Below are 16,809 nucleotides of genomic sequence, written 5' to 3'. Positions count from 1 at the left end.
GGTGCGCACACGTCTGCTCCCGCTGCTCATCGTCCTGATGGCGGCCGTGCTGCTCGCCCTGGGCATTCCGCTCGCCGCCAGCGTGGCCGCCGCCCAGCAGCAGAAGGTGGTCGTCGACCGGATCGACGACACGGCACGCTTCGCCGCCCTCGCCCAGTACGTCACCGCGCCGCCCGGCGAGTCGAGCGAGCGCAAGGACACCCTCGCCATCGAACTCGCCAGCTACTACGAGGTCTACGACATCAAGGCGGGCGTCTTCTACCGCAACCGCACCTTCATGGCGAAGGCACCGTCGACGTTCGCCCTTCCCAAGGAGGGCGAGGTCCGCGAGGCCTTCGACGAGGCGCTGCTCAGCAGGCGCAGCCACGACCCGAAGCAGGTCTGGCCCTGGCAGCGCAACCGGCTGGTCGTCGCCTCGCCGGTGATCCGGGACGGTGACGTCGTCGCGGTCGTCGTCACCGACTCGCCGACCGGGCAGATGCGTTCACGGATCCTGCACGGCTGGCTGGTCATCGGCGCGGGCGAGATCGCCGCGATGCTGCTCGCCGTCGGCGCGGCGCTCCGGCTGACCGGCTGGGTCCTCAGGCCGGTGCGCGTCCTCGACGCCACCACCCACGCCATTGCGAGCGGGGCCATGAAGTCCCGGGTCGCGGCCGCCGGAGGGCCGCCGGAACTCAGGCGCCTGGCCCGGTCGTTCAACGAGATGGCGGACAACGTCGAGGACGTCCTGGAGCAGCAGCGCGCCTTCGTCGCCGACGCCTCGCACCAGCTGCGCAACCCGCTCGCGGCGCTGATGCTGCGTATCGAGCTGCTCGGCTTCGAGCTCCCGGAGGGCAACCAGGAGATCGCCTCCGTCCAGGCCGAGGGCAAGCGCCTGGCGCAGGTGCTGGACGACCTGCTCGACCTGGCCCTGGCCGAGCACGCCGACGCGGACCTCAGGATCACCGACATCGGTGCCCTGACCGCCGAGCGCGTCGCGGCCTGGGCCCCGACCGCCGAGGCCAAGGGCGTACGGCTGGTGGGCACCTGCCCGCCCACCACCGCCTGGACCGACCCGATCACCCTCTCCAGCGCGCTGGACGCGGTGATCGACAACGCGGTGAAGTTCACACCGAAGGACGAGACCGTCGAGGTCGCGGTCGCCTTCGACGACGGCACCTCGACCGTCGTGGTCACGGACAACGGCCCGGGCCTGACCGACGAGGAACTCGCCCGCGTCGGCGACCGCTTCTGGCGCAGTGGCCGCCACCAGAACATCAAGGGCTCCGGCCTCGGCCTGTCCATCTCCCGTGCCCTGCTCGCCGCGGCCGGCGGCTCGATCACCTACGACCACCACGAACCACACGGCCTGAAGGTGACGGTCCGGGTCCCGCGATCGGGGACATGAGCTCGCCACGACGGCGTACGGCCGGGTACGGCGGCCGGAGGAGGTCCCCTGCGTCTTCGGGGCCGGGTGCGCGGATCGCGCGCGCTGAGGCTTCCCGCACCGGCCGAGGAGACGCTCGTACAGCGCCTGAGGGGTGCTTCCTACGACAACTTCCCTACGGTGCCTACGGCTTGACGGAACGGTAGTAGCGCTGGGCGCCCTTGTGCAGCGGCAGGGGGTCCGTGTAGATCGCCGTGCGTACGTCGACCAGCTGAGCGGAGTGCACGTCGGCGCCGATGCGGTCCCGGCTCTTGAGGACGGTCCGGGTCAGCCACTCGGTGAGCCTCGGGTCCACGTCCGCGCGTGTCATCAGCAGGTTGGACACCGCGATCGTCGCCACCGTGGCCCCCTTCTGGACCGAGGGGTAGGCGGACTCCGGCATGTTGGTGGCGCGGTAGTAGCGGGACGCGCCGCCCTGTTCGTGCAGTTTGGCGACGAGGTCGGCGCCGATCGGCACGAATCGGAAGTCGAAGGATCCGGCCAGCTTCTTGAGGCCGTCCGTCGGCAGTCCTCCCGACCAGAAGAACGCGTCTATCTCGTCCCCCTTCAGCCGGTCCGGGCCGGTGTCGATCCCGTCGGACAGCGGCGTGATGTCCTTCTGCGCGTCGATACCGGCTGCCTTGAGCACCCGGTTGGCGATCAGCCGCACACCCGAGTGGAGCCGGCCTATGGCGACGCGCTTTCCCTTCAGGTCCGCGACCGACCGGACGTCCGAGTCGCGGGGGACGACGAGCTGTACGTAGTCGTCGTACAGACGGGCGACACCGCGCAGCCGGTCCGCGCCCACGCCCTTGTACGTCGCCACGGCGTCGGCCGCCGCGATGGTGAAGTCGGCCTTGCCGGTCGCCACGCTCGTGACGTTCTCCTGAGAGCCGTCACTGGTCTCCAGCCGCACCGTCAGCTGCGGCATGTCCTTGTCGAGCTCGGTCTTCAGCAGCTCCCCGTACTTCTGGTAGACGCCGGCCTTCGTCCCCGTGCTGAACCTGATCGTGCCGCTCGGCGGGTCGTCGCCCAGGGGCAGCAGCCACCACAGCAGCAGCCCGAGGACGACGAAACCGGCGACCGCGCCCTGCAGGGCGCGGCGTCTGCCGACACGGGCGAACACTTGGGACATGCGGGCGATCCTGCCAGCCGGGGAGCGGTGCTGACCAGGGGCGGCCTGGCGAGGGCGGTGCCGAAGTGGCCCGGCCGCGGTCAGGGGCTCCCTCGGGACAGCCGCGCTACGGCTCCGGAGGGCGGTCGCCCGGTGGCGCCGTACTCTCACCGTCGGCGTTGTCGGAGGCGCTCGCTAGAGTCGGCGTATGAGCTCATCGCCCGTCGACCTGGTCCGTGAATTCCACCTCGCCGTCGGGCTCGCCGCCCGCGGTACGCCCACCGAGGTCTCGCCCGAACTGGCCGCCCACCGCGGGGATCTGCTCGCCGAGGAGGCCGCGGAGGTCGTCGAGGTCTCGGTCACCGGCCCGCTCGACAGGCTCGCGCACGAACTCGCCGACGTCGTGTACGTCGCGTACGGCACGGCCCTCGTCCACGGCATCGACCTCGACGCGGTGATCGCCGAGATCCATCGGTCCAACATGACCAAGCGGGGCCCAGACGGCCGCGTCGCCCGCCGCGAGGACGGCAAGGTCCTCAAGGGCGAGCACTACGAGGCGCCGGATGTGGCGGGGGCGCTGCGGCGGCAGGGGTGGCGGGCGGAGAGCCGGGCTGCCGGGGAGTGACGGAGGCGGACGATGGTGACGGGGCTTTATGGGACTGGTGAGGCTGGTGGGTGAATCGCCGCGCCCCTTGCTCCAGTCCGTCGCCCCGTCCCCGTCACCGTCGGCCAACGGTTCGGTCGGTTCAGTCGCGACCCACTGAAGCCCCTGCCCCGGTCCCGGCACCCGCTTCCGCCTCCGACCCCGCCTCGCCCGTCGCCCGTGACGAAGTCTCCCGGGCCTCCCGGCGCTCTCCGGCGCGGCGGGTCCACCAGGACGCCAGCGGTTCGGTGTAGCGCGCGGTGAGGGGGCCGAGGACGACCAGGATGAGGACGTACGCCGTGGCCAGGGGGCCGAGGGACGGTTCGATGCCGGCGCTCACGGCCAGCCCCGCGATGACGATCGAGAACTCGCCGCGGGCCACCAGCGCGCCACCGGTGCGCCAGCGGCCCTTGACGGAGATACCGGCTCGTCGGGCGGCCCAGTACCCGGTGGCGATCTTCGTCGCGGCGGTGAGGACGGCCAGCGCGAGGGCGGGCAGCAGCACGGGCGGGATGCTGGCCGGGTCGGTGTGCAGCCCGAAGAAGACGAAGAAGACGGCGGCGAACAGGTCACGCAGAGGGCTCAGCAGCGTGTGCGCGCCCTCCGCGACCTCCCCGGACAGCGCGATGCCGACCAGGAACGCGCCGACGGCCGCGGACACCTGGAGCTGCTGGGCGACGCCCGCCACCAGGATCGTCAGACCCAGCACGACCAGGAGCAGCTTCTCCGGGTCGTCGCTGGAGACGAACCGGGAGATCAGCCGTCCGTAGCGCACCGCCAGGAACAGGACGAGCCCGGCCGCGCCCAGCGCGATCGCCAGCGTCACGCTCCCGGCCATCAGCCCGGCACCGGCCACCAGCGCGGTGACGATGGGCAGGTAGACCGCCATCGCCAGATCCTCCAGGACGAGGACGCTGAGGATCACCGGCGTCTCCCGGTTACCCACCCGGCCCAGGTCGCCGAGCACCTTCGCGATCACGCCGGACGACGAGATCCAGGTGACGCCGGCCAGCACGACCGCGGCCACCGGGCCCCACCCGAGCAGCAGCGCCGCCGCCGCACCCGGCAGGGCGTTGAACGCGCAGTCGACGAGACCGGACGGATAGTGCGACTTGAGGTTGGTGACCAGGTCGCCGGCCGAGTACTCCAGGCCGAGCATCAACAGCAGCAGGATGACGCCGATCTCGGCGCCGGTCGCGACGAACTCCTCGCTCGCCCCGAGCGGCAGCAGCCCGCCCTCTCCGAAGGCCAGTCCGGCGAGCAGGTACAGCGGGATGGGGGAGAGCCGGAACCGGGCCGCGAACCGGCCCAGCAGGCCGAGGCCGAGGATGATGGAACCGAACTCGATCAACAGGACCGCAGAGTGCACCTGGTCACTCCCGCCCGAGTATCGCCGCGGCGGCGTCGACGCCCTCACGGGTGCCGATCACGATGAGGGTGTCCCCGCCGACGAGCCGGAAGTCCGGTGCCGGCGACGGAATCGCCTCCGCCCGCCGCAGCACCGCCACGATGGACGCCCCCGTGTCGGTCCGCATCCGGGTCTCGCCCAGCACCCGCCCGTTCCACCGCGAGGTGGCGGCGACCTCGATGCGCTCGGCGACCAGTCCCAGGTCCGTGGTGTAGAGCAGGCTCGCGCTGTGGTGGGACGGCTTCAGGGAGTCGATCAGCGCGCCCGCCTCGGCGCCGGTCAGCCGCAGCGACTGGGCACAGGAGTCGGGGTCGTCGGCCCGGTACACGCTCACCGTGCGCGCGCCGTCGCGGTGCGCCACCACGGACAGATGGCGGTCTTCCCGGGTGACGAGGTCGTACTGGACCCCGATACCCGGCAGCGGCGTCGCCTTCAGGCGTGGAGCAGACACGTTTCTTCCCCTTGTTCTTCAGAGTTCTTCAGATGGTCGGCGTTCAGGCGGCGATCGATCGGAGGTCGGCCGGTGATCGGTGATCGGTTGTCGATCGTTGATCAATGACCGGTGATCGTCGGTGATCGCGTTCGCCAAGTCCGCATGCTGCCACTGCCCCGTACGGTGACGATATGGGTGTCGTCACGGATATACGAGGCCGAAGGCGCGCGGCGAAGCTGGCGGAGACTGTGCCGCACCGGGGCACGCCGGGGTCGCACACGAGGACGGGAAGGGGCGCGAACAGGACCGTGTCGCTGTTCTGGCGGATCTTCTCGCTCAACGCCGTCGGCCTGGTCGTGGCCGCCGCGCTGCTGCTGGGCCCGGTCACCGTGTCGACGCCGGTGCTGCCGGGCGAGGCGGCGGCGGTCGTGGTGGGCCTCGCCGCGCTGCTCGTCGCCAACGCGCTCGTCCTGCGCATCGGCCTCACCCCACTCCAGCGGCTGGCCGGGGCCATGGCGACGGCCGACCTGCTGCGCCCCGGGGCCCGAGCGGCCGTCGCCGGCCCCGCGGAGACGGCCGCGCTGATCACCACGTACAACACGATGCTCGACCGGCTGGAGGCCGAACGCGCCACCGGCGCCGCCCGCGCGCTCTCCGCCCAGGAACGCGAGCGCCAGCGCCTCGCCCGCGAGCTCCACGACGAGGTCGGACAGACCCTCACCGCGGTCCTCCTCCAGCTCAAGCGGGTGGCCGACCGGGTGCCCGACGAGCTGCGCGAGGAAGTGAGCCAGGCGCAGGAGGCGACCCGCTCCGGCCTCGACGAGATCCGCCGCATCGCCCGCCGGCTGCGCCCCGGTGTCCTCGACGAACTCGGGCTGTCGAGCGCCCTGCGCTCCCTCGCGGCGGAGTTCACCACGCACGGACTGACCGTGCGCCATCACGTGCCCGGAGATCTGCCCCGGCTGACCGAGGAGTCCGAACTCGTGGTCTACCGCGTCGCCCAGGAGGGCCTCACCAACACCGCACGGCACTCCGCCGCCGACCGGGCGGAAGTCCGGCTGCGGCCGGTCCCGGACGGCGTCGAACTCCTCGTACGCGACAACGGCAAGGGCGTGGGCGGGGCACCCGAGGGCTCCGGCATCAGCGGCATGCGCGAACGTGCCCTCCTGGTAGGAGCCACGCTCTCCCTCGAACCCGCCCCGGGGCGGGGCACGGACCTGAGGCTGCGCGTTCCCGCCGCGACCACCGCCGCCGTCGTCGAGACCGTCGTCACGGGGGAGGTCCGCCGATGACGCCCCGGCCACCGCTGAAGTCCCCGATCCGGGTGCTGCTCGCCGACGACCACACGCTGGTGCGGAGAGGCGTGCGGCTCATCCTTGAGAATGAGCCGGACCTCACTGTCGTGGCCGAGGCCGGCGACGGGGCGGAGGCGGTCGAGCTGGCACGCGCGCGGGATGTCGATCTGGCGGTCCTGGACGTCGCGATGCCCCGGATGACCGGCCTCCAGGCGGCCCGCGAACTCTCCCGGCGCCTGCCGGAGCTGCGCATCCTCATCCTGACGATGTACGACAACGAGCAGTACTTCTTCGAGGCACTGAAGGCCGGCGCCGGAGGCTATGTCCTGAAGTCCGTCGCCGACCGTGACCTCGTCCAGGCGTGCCGGGCGGTCGTCCGCGACGAACCGTTCATCTACCCGGGCGCGGAACGAGCCCTCGTCCGCTCGTACCTGGAACGGTTGCACAGGGGCGACGGCCTGCCGGAGCGGGCCATCACCGAGCGCGAGGAGGAGATCCTCAAGCTCGTCGCCGAGGGCCACACCTCGAAGGAGATCGGTGAGCTTCTCTTCATCAGCGCCAAGACGGTCGAACGCCACCGCGCGAACCTGCTCCAGAAACTCGGCATGCGCGACCGCCTGGAACTGACCCGCTACGCGATCCGGGCCGGCCTCATCGACCCCTGACCCATCGATCGCCCCCTGACCCATCGATCGCCCCCTGACCCATCGATCGCCCCCTGAGCCCTCAGACGCCCCCTGAGCCCTCAGAGGAGGGCATCCCAGTTGCCGTCGAGTCCGGCCGCTTTCAGGAACATCAGCTCTGAGACGTCCGACGCGTCGGCGGACCGCTCGCCGGGGCCACCCGGCCCGCCGGACCCGTTCGCGCCGTCCGGGCCGGACAGGGGCTGTTCGGTCCAGATGCACTTCCCCGTCGGCGTGTAGCGCGCGCCCCATCGCCCGGAGAGTGCCGTGATCAGCTGAAGCCCCCGGCCGCCCTCGTCGGTCTCCGTCGCGCGGCGGATGCGGGGCATCGTCTGGCTGCCGTCGAAGACCTCGCAGGTCAGTTCGGTGCTGTACAGCAGGCGCAGACCGACCGGGCCCCTGGCGTGGCGGACGACGTTGCCCACGAGTTCGCTGGCGAGGAGTTCCGTGGTGGGGATCAGGTCGTCCAGGCCCCAGGCGGCGAGTTGCTCGCGGACGTGACGGCGGGCCTGCCCGGTGGCCTTCGGGTCCTCGGGCAGCACCCAGGACGCCATCCGGTCGGCGGGCAGGGAGTGCAGCCGGGCGACGAGGAACGCCGCGTCGTCGGGCGCTGGTGCCCGGTGGGCAGGAGACCGGCCGTCAGCGTGTCGCACAGGCGCTCAAGGTCCGCCGCGGTGGCGACCGCGCCGCCCCGGTGTGCCGTGCCCAGCATCCGGGCCAGCTCCGCCATGCCGCCCGCGATCGTCGCGCGCATGGCCGTGACGATCGACTCCATCGCCCCCGGACGCTTCGGCGTCGACATCGTCGCCGCCGGGCAGAGCGGCACCGGAATGAAGTTCGCCGCCGAGCACGCCGACTACAACTTCATCCTGGGCAGCGGCGTGAACATCCCGCTGGCCCTCGCGGACAGCACGGCCACGTTGGTGGACGCGGCCCGGGAGAGCGGCCGTGACGTGGGCGCCCTGTCCCTCTTCATGGTCATCGCGGACGAGACCGACGAGGCCGCCCGGGCGAAGTGGCAGGACTACCACGACAACGCCGACCTCGCGGCGCTCGCCTACATGGCGGGGGAGTCGGCCACGGACACGACCGCCGACGGCTCCTCCACCGCCCGCACCATCGTGCTGCCCGAGGGCGCCGTGAACTTCAACATGGGCACGCTCGTCGGCTCCTACGAGACCGTCGCCGAGATGCTCGACGAGATCGCCGGGGTTCCCGGCACCAAGGGGATCATGCTCGTGTTCGACGACTTCATCGAAGGGATCGAGAACTTCGGCACGCGCGTCCAGCCGCTCATGCGGTCCCGGTCGGACCGGTCGGCCGGGGCCTGAGCCTGCCGCGGTCCCTGGTTGTCCACAGGGCGACGGGAGCCACTCCCGGCACCGCCTACCCTTGTCACATGAGCAGCAGCGACCGGGGCCTGGCAGTGGGCGTGAAGACATACGAGGTGCGCACCTACGGGTGCCAGATGAACGTCCACGACTCCGAGCGATTGTCCGGCCTGCTCGAAGACGCCGGATACGTGCGTGCGCCCGAGGGCTCGGACGGCGACGCGGACGTCGTCGTCTTCAACACCTGCGCGGTGCGCGAGAACGCCGACAACCGGCTGTACGGCAATCTCGGCCGCCTCGCGCCGAGGAAGGTGAGCCGCCCCGGGATGCAGATCGCGGTCGGCGGGTGCCTCGCGCAGAAGGACCGCGACACCATCGTGAAGAGGGCGCCCTGGGTGGACGTCGTCTTCGGTACGCACAACATCGGCAAGCTGCCCGTTCTGCTGGAGCGCGCCCGCGTCCAGGAAGAGGCGCAGGTAGAGATCGCCGAGTCCCTCGAAGCCTTCCCCTCCACCCTGCCGACGCGGCGCGAGAGCGCGTACGCGGCCTGGGTCTCGATCTCCGTCGGCTGCAACAACACCTGCACGTTCTGCATCGTCCCGGCCCTGCGCGGCAAGGAGAAGGACCGCAGGACCGGCGACATCCTGGCCGAGATCGAAGCCCTGGTCTCCGAGGGCGTCTCCGAGATCACCCTGCTCGGCCAGAACGTCAACGCGTACGGCTCCGACATCGGCGACCGCGAGGCCTTCGGCAAGCTGCTGCGGGCCTGCGGCACGATCGACGGCCTGGAGCGCGTGCGCTTCACCTCCCCGCACCCGCGCGACTTCACCGACGACGTCATCGCGGCCATGGCCGAGACGCCGAACGTCATGCCGCAGCTCCACATGCCCATGCAGTCGGGCTCGGACACGGTCCTGAAGGCGATGCGCCGCTCCTACCGCCAGGACCGCTACCTCGGGATCATCGAGAAGGTGCGGGCCGCCATCCCGCACGCGGCGATCACCACCGACATCATCGTGGGCTTCCCCGGGGAGACCGAGGAGGACTTCGAGCAGACGCTGCACGCGGTGCGCGAGGCCCGGTTCGCGCAGGCCTTCACCTTCCAGTACTCCAAGCGCCCCGGCACCCCCGCCGCGACCATGGAGAACCAGATCCCCAAGGAGGTCGTCCAGGCGCGCTACGAGCGCCTGGTCGCCCTCCAGGAGGAGATCTCCTGGGAGGAGAACAAGACGCAGGTCGGCCGCACACTCGACCTCATGGTCGCCGAGGGCGAGGGTCGCAAGGACGGCGCCACCCACCGCCTCTCCGGCCGCGCCCCCGACAACCGCCTGGTCCACTTCACCAAGCCGGAGCAGGACGTCCGTCCCGGTGACGTGGTCACGGTCGAGATCACCTACGCCGCTCCGCACCACCTTCTCGCCGAGGGCCCGACGCTCGCCGTGCGCCCCACGCGCGCGGGCGACGCCTGGGAGAAGCGCACCGTCGAGAAGGCGGCCGAGCCGGCCGGCGTCCTGCTCGGCCTCCCGAAGGTCGGTGTCCCCGCCCCGCTCCCGGCGGTGACGGGCGGCTGCGGCAGCGACTGACACCACCTCGGGGGCGAGCCTGCCGTACGGGGGCGACGGCTCGGGGTGAGGGAACGGACGGAAGGGCGGCGCGAGCGCCGACAGCCGGGGTGAGGGCGGGAGCGGCCCGTCCCGCGCTCCGCGCGTGCGCGCCTCCAGCGGCCGCAGGGCCGTTCCGCCGCCCGTCGGCTCCCGTCCCGCCGCCGACCGGGGTTACCCTGCCGATCATGCTTGTCGCCGCCGCAGTGTGCCCCTGCCCGCCCCTGCTCGTGCCCGAGGTCGCCGCGGGTGCCGCCCCCGAACTGGACGCCGTGCGTGCCGCCTGTACAGACGGGCTCGGTGTCCTGGCAGCGGCCCGGCCCGACCTGCTGGTCGTCGTCGGACCGGCCGAGCGGAGCGGGCGCGGAACGCACCCGGAGGGCACACCCGGCTCGTTCCAGGGCTTCGGCGTGGACCTCGACGTACGCCTGGGCGCCGACCGGGGCACGGCGGCGGGGCGCCTGCTTCCGCCCTCGCTCGCGGTGGCCGCGTGGCTGCTGGAGCGGGCCGGGTGGGCGGACGCCCCGATCGAGGGACTGGGCGTGGGGGAACCGCTCGCGGCCGAGCGGTGTATCCAGGTCGGAGAGGAGATCGCCGCCCGGGCCGAGCGGGTGGCGCTGCTGGTGATGGGTGACGCCAGTGCCTGCCGCACGCTCAAGGCGCCGGGGTATCTCGACGAGCGGGCGGGACCCTTCGACGCGGAGATCGGGCGTGCACTGGGGTCGGCGGACGTGGCGGCGCTCAAGACGCTGGACGCGGACCTGGCGTACGAGCTGAAGGTCTCCGGCCGGGCGCCCTGGCAGCTGCTGGCCGGCGCGGCCGAGGGCGCGGACCTCGGCGGCACGCTCCTGTACGAGGACGCCCCCTACGGAGTGGGGTACGTGGTCGCGACCTGGTCGTGACCGGCGCGGCCGCAGGGCCGACCGTTCTTCCGGAAACCGCCCGCACCACCGAGCCGGTAAAACACGGCGGACGGCCGGAAGCCGTGTGCCCCGCGGCCGTCCGTCGGTGTGCCGTGTCGTTCAGGAAGCCGGCGGGGACGGCGGCGGGGAGGCCGGCGGCGGTGTGCCGGTGTCGCCACCCGTTCCCGTCTCGTCCTTGTGCGCCAGTCGGTCCATGGCGCCCTTGGCCTTGCCCGTCCCGGTCTCGATCTTGTCGCTGTACTTGCCCTTGGTCTTCTCGTCGACGACCTTCGCCGCCTTGTCGAGACCGTGTTGGATCTTGTCCCCGTGCTGTTGCGCGAGGCCGGAGACCTTGTCCTTGGCCGGGTTGAGTTTGGCTTTCAAATTGTCCAGGAGACCCATGGTCCACCTTCCCTCGCGGGGCAGTTACGTGCGGGCGCCCTCGTCGGCCTCGCGGTCGGCAGCCTCGTCGGCGGACTGCTGCTGGGGGATCTCGACGCTCTCGCCGGAGTCGGTGGTGTCCTCGGCGGCGGGTGCCACCGACTCCTCCACCGCGTCCTCGGCCCCGGCAACAGCCGTCACCTCGGACTCCGGCGTTCCGGTCTCGGTCTCGGCCTTGGCCTCGTCCGACCCCTTCGCCTCTGCCGCCTCCTGAGCCGCGGGCTCGGCCGTCGCCGTGCCCGCCTGCGTCTCGGCGGTCGACGCCTCCTCCGTGTCCTTCGACCTCCGGAGAAGTCGTGCGAAAACGCCCATATCCACTCCATACGTTACTCGTGCGGGCGAAATCCCGCGTCGTCCGGTGCGTCCGTCTGCGTCGCCCGGGCCGCCGCCCACGGGAACGGGCGGCGGAAAACCTCGCAACTGGCAACGACCTCGCGGGTGTGCCGTCACGTAACTCGTTCGAGGCGTGGTCGTGAGGTTTGCGAGACTGTGGCGGTGAGTAGCGCACCCCCCGCCCCCCGAGTCATCGCCGTCGTCGGACCGACCGCGGCAGGAAAGTCCGATCTGGGCGTCTTCCTGGCCCAGCGTCTCGGCGGCGAGGTCGTCAACGCCGACTCCATGCAGCTCTACCGAGGGATGGACATCGGCACCGCCAAGCTGACGCCCGAGGAGCGCGCCGACATCCCGCACCACCTGCTGGACATCTGGGACGTCACGGTCACCGCCTCCGTCGCCGAGTACCAGCGGTTGGCCCGCGCCCGGATCGACGCACTGCTCGCCGAGGGCCGCTGGCCGATCCTCGTCGGCGGTTCCGGCCTGTACGTCCGCGGGGCCGTCGACCACCTGGAGTTCCCCGGCACCGACCCCGAGGTCAGGGCCCGGCTGGAGGAGGAACTCACCCTGCGCGGCTCGGGGGCGCTGCACGCGCGCCTGGCCGCCGCCGACCCCGGGGCCGGACAGGCGATCCTGCCCAGCAACGGCCGTCGTATCGTCCGGGCCCTGGAGGTGATCGAGATCACCGGCAAACCCTTCACCGCCAACCTCCCCGGGCACGACTCGGTCTACGACACCCTGCAGATCGGCGTCGACGTGGCGCGGCCCGAGCTCGACGAACGCATCGCGCGCCGCGTCGACCGGATGTGGGACGCCGGGCTGGTCGAAGAGGTGCGCGCACTGGAGGCGAAGGGGTTGCGCGAGGGGCGTACGGCCTCGCGCGCCCTCGGCTACCAGCAGGTGCTCGCGGCGCTCACCGGGGAGTGCACTCTCGAAGACGCGCGGGCCGAGACCGTACGAGCCACCAAGCGCTTCGCGCGCCGTCAGGATTCATGGTTCAGGCGCGACCCGCGGGTGCACTGGTTGAGTGGGGCTGCGGCGGATCTCACAGAACTTCCGCAGCTCGCACTGGCGTTGGTCGAACGACCGGTCACAGCCTGATCACGTCATGGCATCGGGACGCTCCGGCCGTCATCCCGGCCTTCGGCGCCGTGCCATCATCGAGCTTCGATCGACCAAGTGGAGTCCGAGTTGGGAGGGCGCGTGGCGATGGAGGCCGGCCCTCGCGACACCGCACAAGGCACCGAGCCCCTCACCGCGGAAAGCGGTGAAGCGGAGCAGGATGCCGACCGTCTGAGCCCCGACGGGCCCGACGAGACGCAGGGCGGTGTGACCGCGGACGGCCCGGAGCCCGAGGAGATGTTCCCGGGCGGTCCGGAGGTCGAGGTCGAGCTGCGCCCGCAGCGCCGGATGCGCATCTGGCAGCTCGCGCCCATCGTGAGCCTGGCCGCGGTCGGCTCCCTGATGTTCGCCTTCCCCCTCGCCTTCGACTTCGGCGACAGCGGCGCCGTGATCGCGATGCTGGGGCTGCTGATCTGCTCCTGTGCGGCCGGCTGGGGCATGATGGCCGCCCGCCGCGTTGGTTACACGTGGCCCGGCCTGCCCCAGCGGGGCTCCGGGCGCCGTCCGGACTGGCGGGTCGTGATCGCGTACGCCGTCGTGCTCGCCGCGGTGGTCGTGCTCGCCGTATGGCGAGTCGCCCGACTGCGCTGACCTGGGCGGTCCGCCGGACCGGGGTCCACGCGCGCGTGGACCCGTCGGCCCCGACTCGGTACCCCTGGACCCGGCATCCCGTGGCTCCACGCACGTGTGGGCCTGTCGTACCCACCCCGTACGATCGAGGAATGAGCACGCGGATCGCCTTCCTCAAGGGACACGGCACCGAGAACGACTTCGTGATCGTCCCGGACCCCGAGAACGCCATCGACCTGCCACCGGCCGCCGTGGCCGCCCTGTGCGACCGCCGCGCGGGCATCGGCGGCGACGGCCTGCTGCACGTGGTGCGGTCCGCGGCGCACCCCGAGGCCGGGCACCTGGCGGCCGAGGCGGAGTGGTTCATGGACTACCGCAACGGCGACGGCTCGATCGCGGAGATGTGCGGCAACGGCGTCCGGGTGTTCGCCCGCTACCTCCAGCGCGCCGGGTACACCGGTGAGGGCGACCTCGCCGTGGCCACCCGCGGAGGCGTCAGGACCGTCCACATCGCGAAGGACGGCGACGTCACCGTCGGCATGGGCAGGGCACTGCTCCCCGAGGGCGAGGTCACCGTGAGCGTCGGCGCGCGCAGCTGGCCCGCTCGGAACGTGAACATGGGCAACCCGCACGCCGTCGCCTTCGTGGACGACCTCGCGCACGCCGGCAACCTGTACGCCCCGCCGCCCTTCAGCCCGGCCACCGCCTATCCGGACGGGGTGAACGTCGAGTTCGTGGTCGACCGGGGCCCCCGGCACGTCGCCCTGCGCGTGCACGAGCGCGGCTCCGGCGAGACCCGCTCGTGCGGCACGGGCGCGTGCGCCGTCGCCGTGGCCACCGCCCGCCGCGACGGCGCCGACCCGACCGTCACCGGGACCCCGGCCACCTACACCGTCGACGTGCCCGGCGGCACCCTGGTGATCACCGAGCGGCCCGACGGCGAGATCGAGATGACCGGCCCGGCGGTGATCGTCGCCGAGGGTGAGATCGACGCGGAGTGGCTGGAGAGTTCGGTTCGCTGAGCCGGTCGCGGCTCACGTGACGTGAAACCGTAAACCTATGCACCTTCGCTCGAATGGGTGATCCTTTTCACGCTCGGCGAGAGGCGGTCGGTCGTACGTGATGGGCTCGGTAGCATCAAGCACCGGCCCGGACGGGGGATCGATGCCATCCCCCGAGCCGTGTCCGCCCTGGGGCACCCCGTCCGCCGGTCCACGCAGCCGGAGGTGCGCATGAGTGCGGAGGCAACGAACCCCGCGAGCCCAGGCCCGGTGACAGCGGGCCCGGTGCTGCCGACCGTGCCCCGCCGGAAGGCCCGCCCCCGGATCGACCTGCGCCGCCTCGGCCGGGCCGCGCTGCTCGGTCCCACCGCCCGCGACCGGCTGCCCGACGCCATCGGCCACGTGGCCGAGGCCCATCGCGCCCACTATCCGGACGCCGCCCTCGAACCGCTGCGCCGCGCCTACGTGCTGGCCGAGTCCTCGCACCGCGGCCAGATGCGCAAGAGCGGTGAGCCGTACATCACACACCCGCTCGCCGTGACCCTGATCCTCGCCGAACTGGGCGCCGAGACGACGACCCTGACGGCGTCCCTGCTCCACGACACCGTCGAGGACACGGACGTGACACTGGATCAGGTCCGTGAGGAGTTCGGCGAGGAGGTGCGCTTCCTCGTCGACGGTGTGACCAAGCTGGAGAAGGTCGAGTACGGTGCCGCCGCCGAACCCGAGACCTTCCGCAAGATGCTCGTCGCCACCGGTAACGACGTCCGCGTCATGTCGATCAAACTCGCCGACCGGCTGCACAACATGCGCACCCTCGGAGTGATGCGCCCCGAGAAGCAGGTCCGCATCGCCAAGGTCACCCGGGACGTCCTCATCCCGCTCGCCGAACGGCTCGGTGTCCAGGCGCTCAAGACCGAGCTGGAGGACATGGTCTTCGCGATCCTCCACCCCGAGGAGTACAAGCACACCCGAGGGCTGATCGTCGACAACGCCTCCCGCGCGGACGACCCCCTCGCGGAGATGGCCGACGAGATGCGCACGGTCCTGCGGGACGCCGGCATCCCGGCCGAAGTCCTCATCCGGCCCCGGCACTTCGTCTCCGTGCACCGCGTGGCCCGCAAACGCGGCCGGCTGCGCGGCGCCGACTTCGGCCGTCTGCTGGTGCTGGTGAACGAGGACGCCGACTGTTACGGCGTACTCGGCGAACTGCACACCTGTATGACGCCCGTCGTCTCGGAGTTCAAGGACTTCATCGCCGTCCCCAAGTTCAACCTGTACCAGTCGCTGCACACCGCCCTGGCCCGCGAGGACGGCCAGGTCACCGAAGTCCTCATCCGCACCCACCAGATGCACAAGGTCGCCGAGGCCGGCGTCGTCGCCCTCGGCAATCCCTACGCTCCTCCTTCGGAGGAGCAGGCCGTCTCCAGCGACGGCGAGCGCGCCGACCCCACCCGGCCCGGCTGGCTCTCCCGCCTCCTCGAATGGCAGGAGGGCGCGTCCGACTCGGACACCTTCTGGTCGACCCTGCGCGAGGACCTCGCCCAGGACCGCGAGATCACCGTCTTCCGGCCCGACGGCGGCGCCCTCGGCCTGCCCGAGGGCGCGACCTGTGTGGACGCCGCGTACGAGCAGTACGGCGAGGACGCGCACGCGTGCATCGGCGCCCGCGTCAACGGCCGCCTGGCGACGCTGAGCACGGTCCTCAAGGACGGCGACACCGTCCAGCTCCTCATGGGCCAGGACCCCGCCTCCGAGCCCTCCAGAGAGTGGCTGGAGCACGCTCACACCCCCGCCGCGCGGATCGCCATCCAGCGGTGGCTCACGATGCATCCGGTGCCCGCGGAGACGCACGAAGGTGCCGCCGACCCGGCCTCCCGGTCCGCCGCCCCATCGCCCCGGCCCGCCACCGACACTCCCGCGTTCCGGCCCGCCGCCGAGGACGTGGCGGCGCGCTCCGCCCACGCGAACCCTGTGGCCACGCGCTTCCCCGACCGTCCCGCCGCCGGGAACGTCGTCGTGGATCAGCCCGGCGCGAGCGTACGGCTCGCGGGCTGCTGCACGCCCGTGACACCCGACGAGGTGATCGGCTTCCCGGTCCGCGGGGGAGCCGTGACCGTCCACCGTGTGGAGTGCGCGGCGGTGGCGCGCATGAAGAGCGCGGGGCGCGCGGAGGTCGCCGTGCGCTGGGGAGACACCGCGGGCTGCCGGGTCACCCTGTTCGCCGAATCGTTCGGCCGCCCGCATCTCCTCGCGGACCTCACGGAAGCGATGTCCTCGGAAGGGGCCGAGATCGTCTCCGCGATGGTCGAACCCCCGAGCCAGCAGCGGGTACGCCACACCTACACGGTCGAACTCCCCGACGCGGCCCACCTGCCCACCCTGATGCGGGCGATGCGGAACGTACCGGGCGTGTACGACGTGAGCCGGGCCCAGACGCCGGCGGGCTGAGAGCGCACGTAGCGAAGCCCCTCGTGGGGGCTCGGGACAGCCGCGGACACGACCGCACGCGCGCGTGGCCGTGCCG

16 protein-coding genes and 1 pseudogene are annotated in these 16,809 nt (G+C 71.9%); 11 read left to right on the top strand and 6 right to left on the bottom strand.

Annotated elements, in window-relative coordinates; translation table 11 throughout:
- The first annotated feature begins 1 nt into the window (after position 1).
- The gene (locus ACZ5VD_RS40890; protein ID WP_468554386.1) at positions 2 to 1,387 is read left to right on the top strand and encodes a sensor histidine kinase; all 1,386 of its coding nucleotides are present in this window, start codon (positions 2 to 4) and stop codon (positions 1,385 to 1,387) included.
- 163 nt (positions 1,388 to 1,550) lie between these two features.
- On the opposite strand, the gene ACZ5VD_RS40885 is transcribed toward ACZ5VD_RS40890, so the two are convergent.
- Positions 1,551 to 2,540, bottom strand: coding sequence for a TAXI family TRAP transporter solute-binding subunit (locus ACZ5VD_RS40885; protein WP_468554385.1), 990 nt, complete (start codon positions 2,538 to 2,540; stop codon positions 1,551 to 1,553).
- Positions 2,541 to 2,727: 187 nt separating this feature from the next.
- Here ACZ5VD_RS40885 and ACZ5VD_RS40880 point away from each other — a divergent pair, with 187 nt between their 5' ends.
- Positions 2,728 to 3,144: a pyrophosphohydrolase domain-containing protein gene (locus ACZ5VD_RS40880; RefSeq protein ID WP_468554384.1), complete on the top strand. Its 417-nt coding sequence runs from the start codon at positions 2,728 to 2,730 to the stop codon at positions 3,142 to 3,144.
- 121 nt (positions 3,145 to 3,265) lie between these two features.
- Here ACZ5VD_RS40880 and ACZ5VD_RS40875 read toward each other — a convergent pair whose 3' ends face one another.
- On the bottom strand, positions 3,266 to 4,531 hold the full coding sequence (locus ACZ5VD_RS40875) for a cation:proton antiporter (RefSeq protein WP_468554383.1): 1,266 nt from the start codon (positions 4,529 to 4,531) through the stop codon (positions 3,266 to 3,268).
- A 4-nt stretch (positions 4,532 to 4,535) separates the two neighbouring features.
- Complete coding sequence (locus tag ACZ5VD_RS40870; protein ID WP_468554382.1) at positions 4,536 to 5,021, bottom strand: cation:proton antiporter regulatory subunit; 486 nt, start codon at positions 5,019 to 5,021, stop codon at positions 4,536 to 4,538.
- A 290-nt stretch (positions 5,022 to 5,311) separates the two neighbouring features.
- Between ACZ5VD_RS40870 and ACZ5VD_RS40865 the strand changes: the two genes are divergently transcribed.
- Positions 5,312 to 6,295: a sensor histidine kinase gene (locus tag ACZ5VD_RS40865; protein WP_468554381.1), complete on the top strand. Its 984-nt coding sequence runs from the start codon at positions 5,312 to 5,314 to the stop codon at positions 6,293 to 6,295.
- Positions 6,292 to 6,963, top strand: a complete 672-nt coding sequence (locus ACZ5VD_RS40860; protein WP_468554380.1) for a response regulator — start codon at positions 6,292 to 6,294, stop codon at positions 6,961 to 6,963. The genes ACZ5VD_RS40865 and ACZ5VD_RS40860 overlap by 4 nt, the downstream gene beginning before the upstream one ends.
- Before the next feature lie 80 nt (positions 6,964 to 7,043).
- Here the strand turns inward: ACZ5VD_RS40860 and ACZ5VD_RS40855 are convergent.
- A pseudogene (locus ACZ5VD_RS40855) lies at positions 7,044 to 7,723 on the bottom strand (ATP-binding protein); the annotation flags it as partial.
- 10 nt (positions 7,724 to 7,733) lie between these two features.
- Between ACZ5VD_RS40855 and ACZ5VD_RS40850 the strand changes: the two are divergent.
- The 3 genes from ACZ5VD_RS40850 (at position 7,734) to ACZ5VD_RS40840 (ending at position 10,815) form a co-directional block, all read left to right on the top strand.
- The gene (locus tag ACZ5VD_RS40850; RefSeq protein ID WP_468685533.1) at positions 7,734 to 8,312 is read left to right on the top strand and encodes an LLM class flavin-dependent oxidoreductase; all 579 of its coding nucleotides are present in this window, start codon (positions 7,734 to 7,736) and stop codon (positions 8,310 to 8,312) included.
- 68 nt (positions 8,313 to 8,380) lie between these two features.
- Positions 8,381 to 9,895: a tRNA (N6-isopentenyl adenosine(37)-C2)-methylthiotransferase MiaB gene (miaB, locus tag ACZ5VD_RS40845; RefSeq protein ID WP_468554379.1), complete on the top strand. Its 1,515-nt coding sequence runs from the start codon at positions 8,381 to 8,383 to the stop codon at positions 9,893 to 9,895.
- 206 nt (positions 9,896 to 10,101) lie between these two features.
- Positions 10,102 to 10,815 carry a class III extradiol dioxygenase subunit B-like domain-containing protein gene (locus tag ACZ5VD_RS40840; protein ID WP_468685531.1) on the top strand — a complete coding sequence of 238 codons (714 nt, stop codon included), beginning with the start codon at positions 10,102 to 10,104 and terminating at the stop codon, positions 10,813 to 10,815.
- Positions 10,816 to 10,935: 120 nt separating this feature from the next.
- On the opposite strand, the gene ACZ5VD_RS40835 is transcribed toward ACZ5VD_RS40840, so the two are convergent.
- Both ACZ5VD_RS40835 and ACZ5VD_RS40830 read right to left on the bottom strand, forming a co-directional pair.
- The gene (locus ACZ5VD_RS40835) at positions 10,936 to 11,217 is read right to left on the bottom strand and encodes an antitoxin (RefSeq protein ID WP_468685530.1); all 282 of its coding nucleotides are present in this window, start codon (positions 11,215 to 11,217) and stop codon (positions 10,936 to 10,938) included.
- A gap of 24 nt (positions 11,218 to 11,241) precedes the next feature.
- Positions 11,242 to 11,568 carry a hypothetical protein gene (locus ACZ5VD_RS40830; protein WP_468685529.1) on the bottom strand — a complete coding sequence of 109 codons (327 nt, stop codon included), beginning with the start codon at positions 11,566 to 11,568 and terminating at the stop codon, positions 11,242 to 11,244.
- Between the two features lie 183 nt (positions 11,569 to 11,751).
- On the opposite strand from ACZ5VD_RS40830, the gene miaA reads away from it, so the two are divergent.
- The 4 genes from miaA to ACZ5VD_RS40810 all read left to right on the top strand — a co-directional run bounded on the left by miaA (position 11,752) and on the right by ACZ5VD_RS40810 (position 16,733).
- On the top strand, positions 11,752 to 12,690 hold the full coding sequence (miaA, locus tag ACZ5VD_RS40825) for a tRNA (adenosine(37)-N6)-dimethylallyltransferase MiaA (RefSeq protein ID WP_468685527.1): 939 nt from the start codon (positions 11,752 to 11,754) through the stop codon (positions 12,688 to 12,690).
- A gap of 108 nt (positions 12,691 to 12,798) precedes the next feature.
- Positions 12,799 to 13,302: a hypothetical protein gene (locus ACZ5VD_RS40820; RefSeq protein ID WP_468554415.1), complete on the top strand. Its 504-nt coding sequence runs from the start codon at positions 12,799 to 12,801 to the stop codon at positions 13,300 to 13,302.
- Between the two features lie 131 nt (positions 13,303 to 13,433).
- Entirely contained in the window at positions 13,434 to 14,303 is an 870-nt protein-coding gene (dapF, locus tag ACZ5VD_RS40815) for a diaminopimelate epimerase (protein WP_468554374.1), read from the top strand.
- A gap of 210 nt (positions 14,304 to 14,513) precedes the next feature.
- Complete coding sequence (locus ACZ5VD_RS40810) at positions 14,514 to 16,733, top strand: RelA/SpoT family protein (RefSeq protein ID WP_468685526.1); 2,220 nt, start codon at positions 14,514 to 14,516, stop codon at positions 16,731 to 16,733.
- Positions 16,734 to 16,809 lie beyond the last annotated feature (76 nt).

This window comes from Streptomyces sp. NPDC032822, from assembly GCF_055578825.1.
The sequence above is the reverse complement of the archived record's forward strand: the minus strand, read 5'-3'. Positions and strand labels throughout refer to the sequence as shown.

Coding starts and splice junctions, on each gene's coding strand:
- ACZ5VD_RS40840 (WP_468685531.1), top strand. CDS start 10,102: ATGCTTGTCGCCGCCGCAGTGTGCCCCTGCCCGCCCCTGCTCGTGCCC.
- ACZ5VD_RS40860 (WP_468554380.1), top strand. CDS start 6,292: ATGACGCCCCGGCCACCGCTGAAGTCCCCGATCCGGGTGCTGCTCGCC.
- ACZ5VD_RS40835 (WP_468685530.1), bottom strand. CDS start 11,217: ATGGGTCTCCTGGACAATTTGAAAGCCAAACTCAACCCGGCCAAGGAC.
- ACZ5VD_RS40850 (WP_468685533.1), top strand. CDS start 7,734: ATGGCCGTGACGATCGACTCCATCGCCCCCGGACGCTTCGGCGTCGAC.
- ACZ5VD_RS40810 (WP_468685526.1), top strand. CDS start 14,514: ATGAGTGCGGAGGCAACGAACCCCGCGAGCCCAGGCCCGGTGACAGCG.
- ACZ5VD_RS40880 (WP_468554384.1), top strand. CDS start 2,728: ATGAGCTCATCGCCCGTCGACCTGGTCCGTGAATTCCACCTCGCCGTC.
- ACZ5VD_RS40820 (WP_468554415.1), top strand. CDS start 12,799: ATGGAGGCCGGCCCTCGCGACACCGCACAAGGCACCGAGCCCCTCACC.
- dapF (WP_468554374.1), top strand. CDS start 13,434: ATGAGCACGCGGATCGCCTTCCTCAAGGGACACGGCACCGAGAACGAC.
- miaB (WP_468554379.1), top strand. CDS start 8,381: ATGAGCAGCAGCGACCGGGGCCTGGCAGTGGGCGTGAAGACATACGAG.
- ACZ5VD_RS40885 (WP_468554385.1), bottom strand. CDS start 2,540: ATGTCCCAAGTGTTCGCCCGTGTCGGCAGACGCCGCGCCCTGCAGGGC.
- ACZ5VD_RS40830 (WP_468685529.1), bottom strand. CDS start 11,568: ATGGGCGTTTTCGCACGACTTCTCCGGAGGTCGAAGGACACGGAGGAG.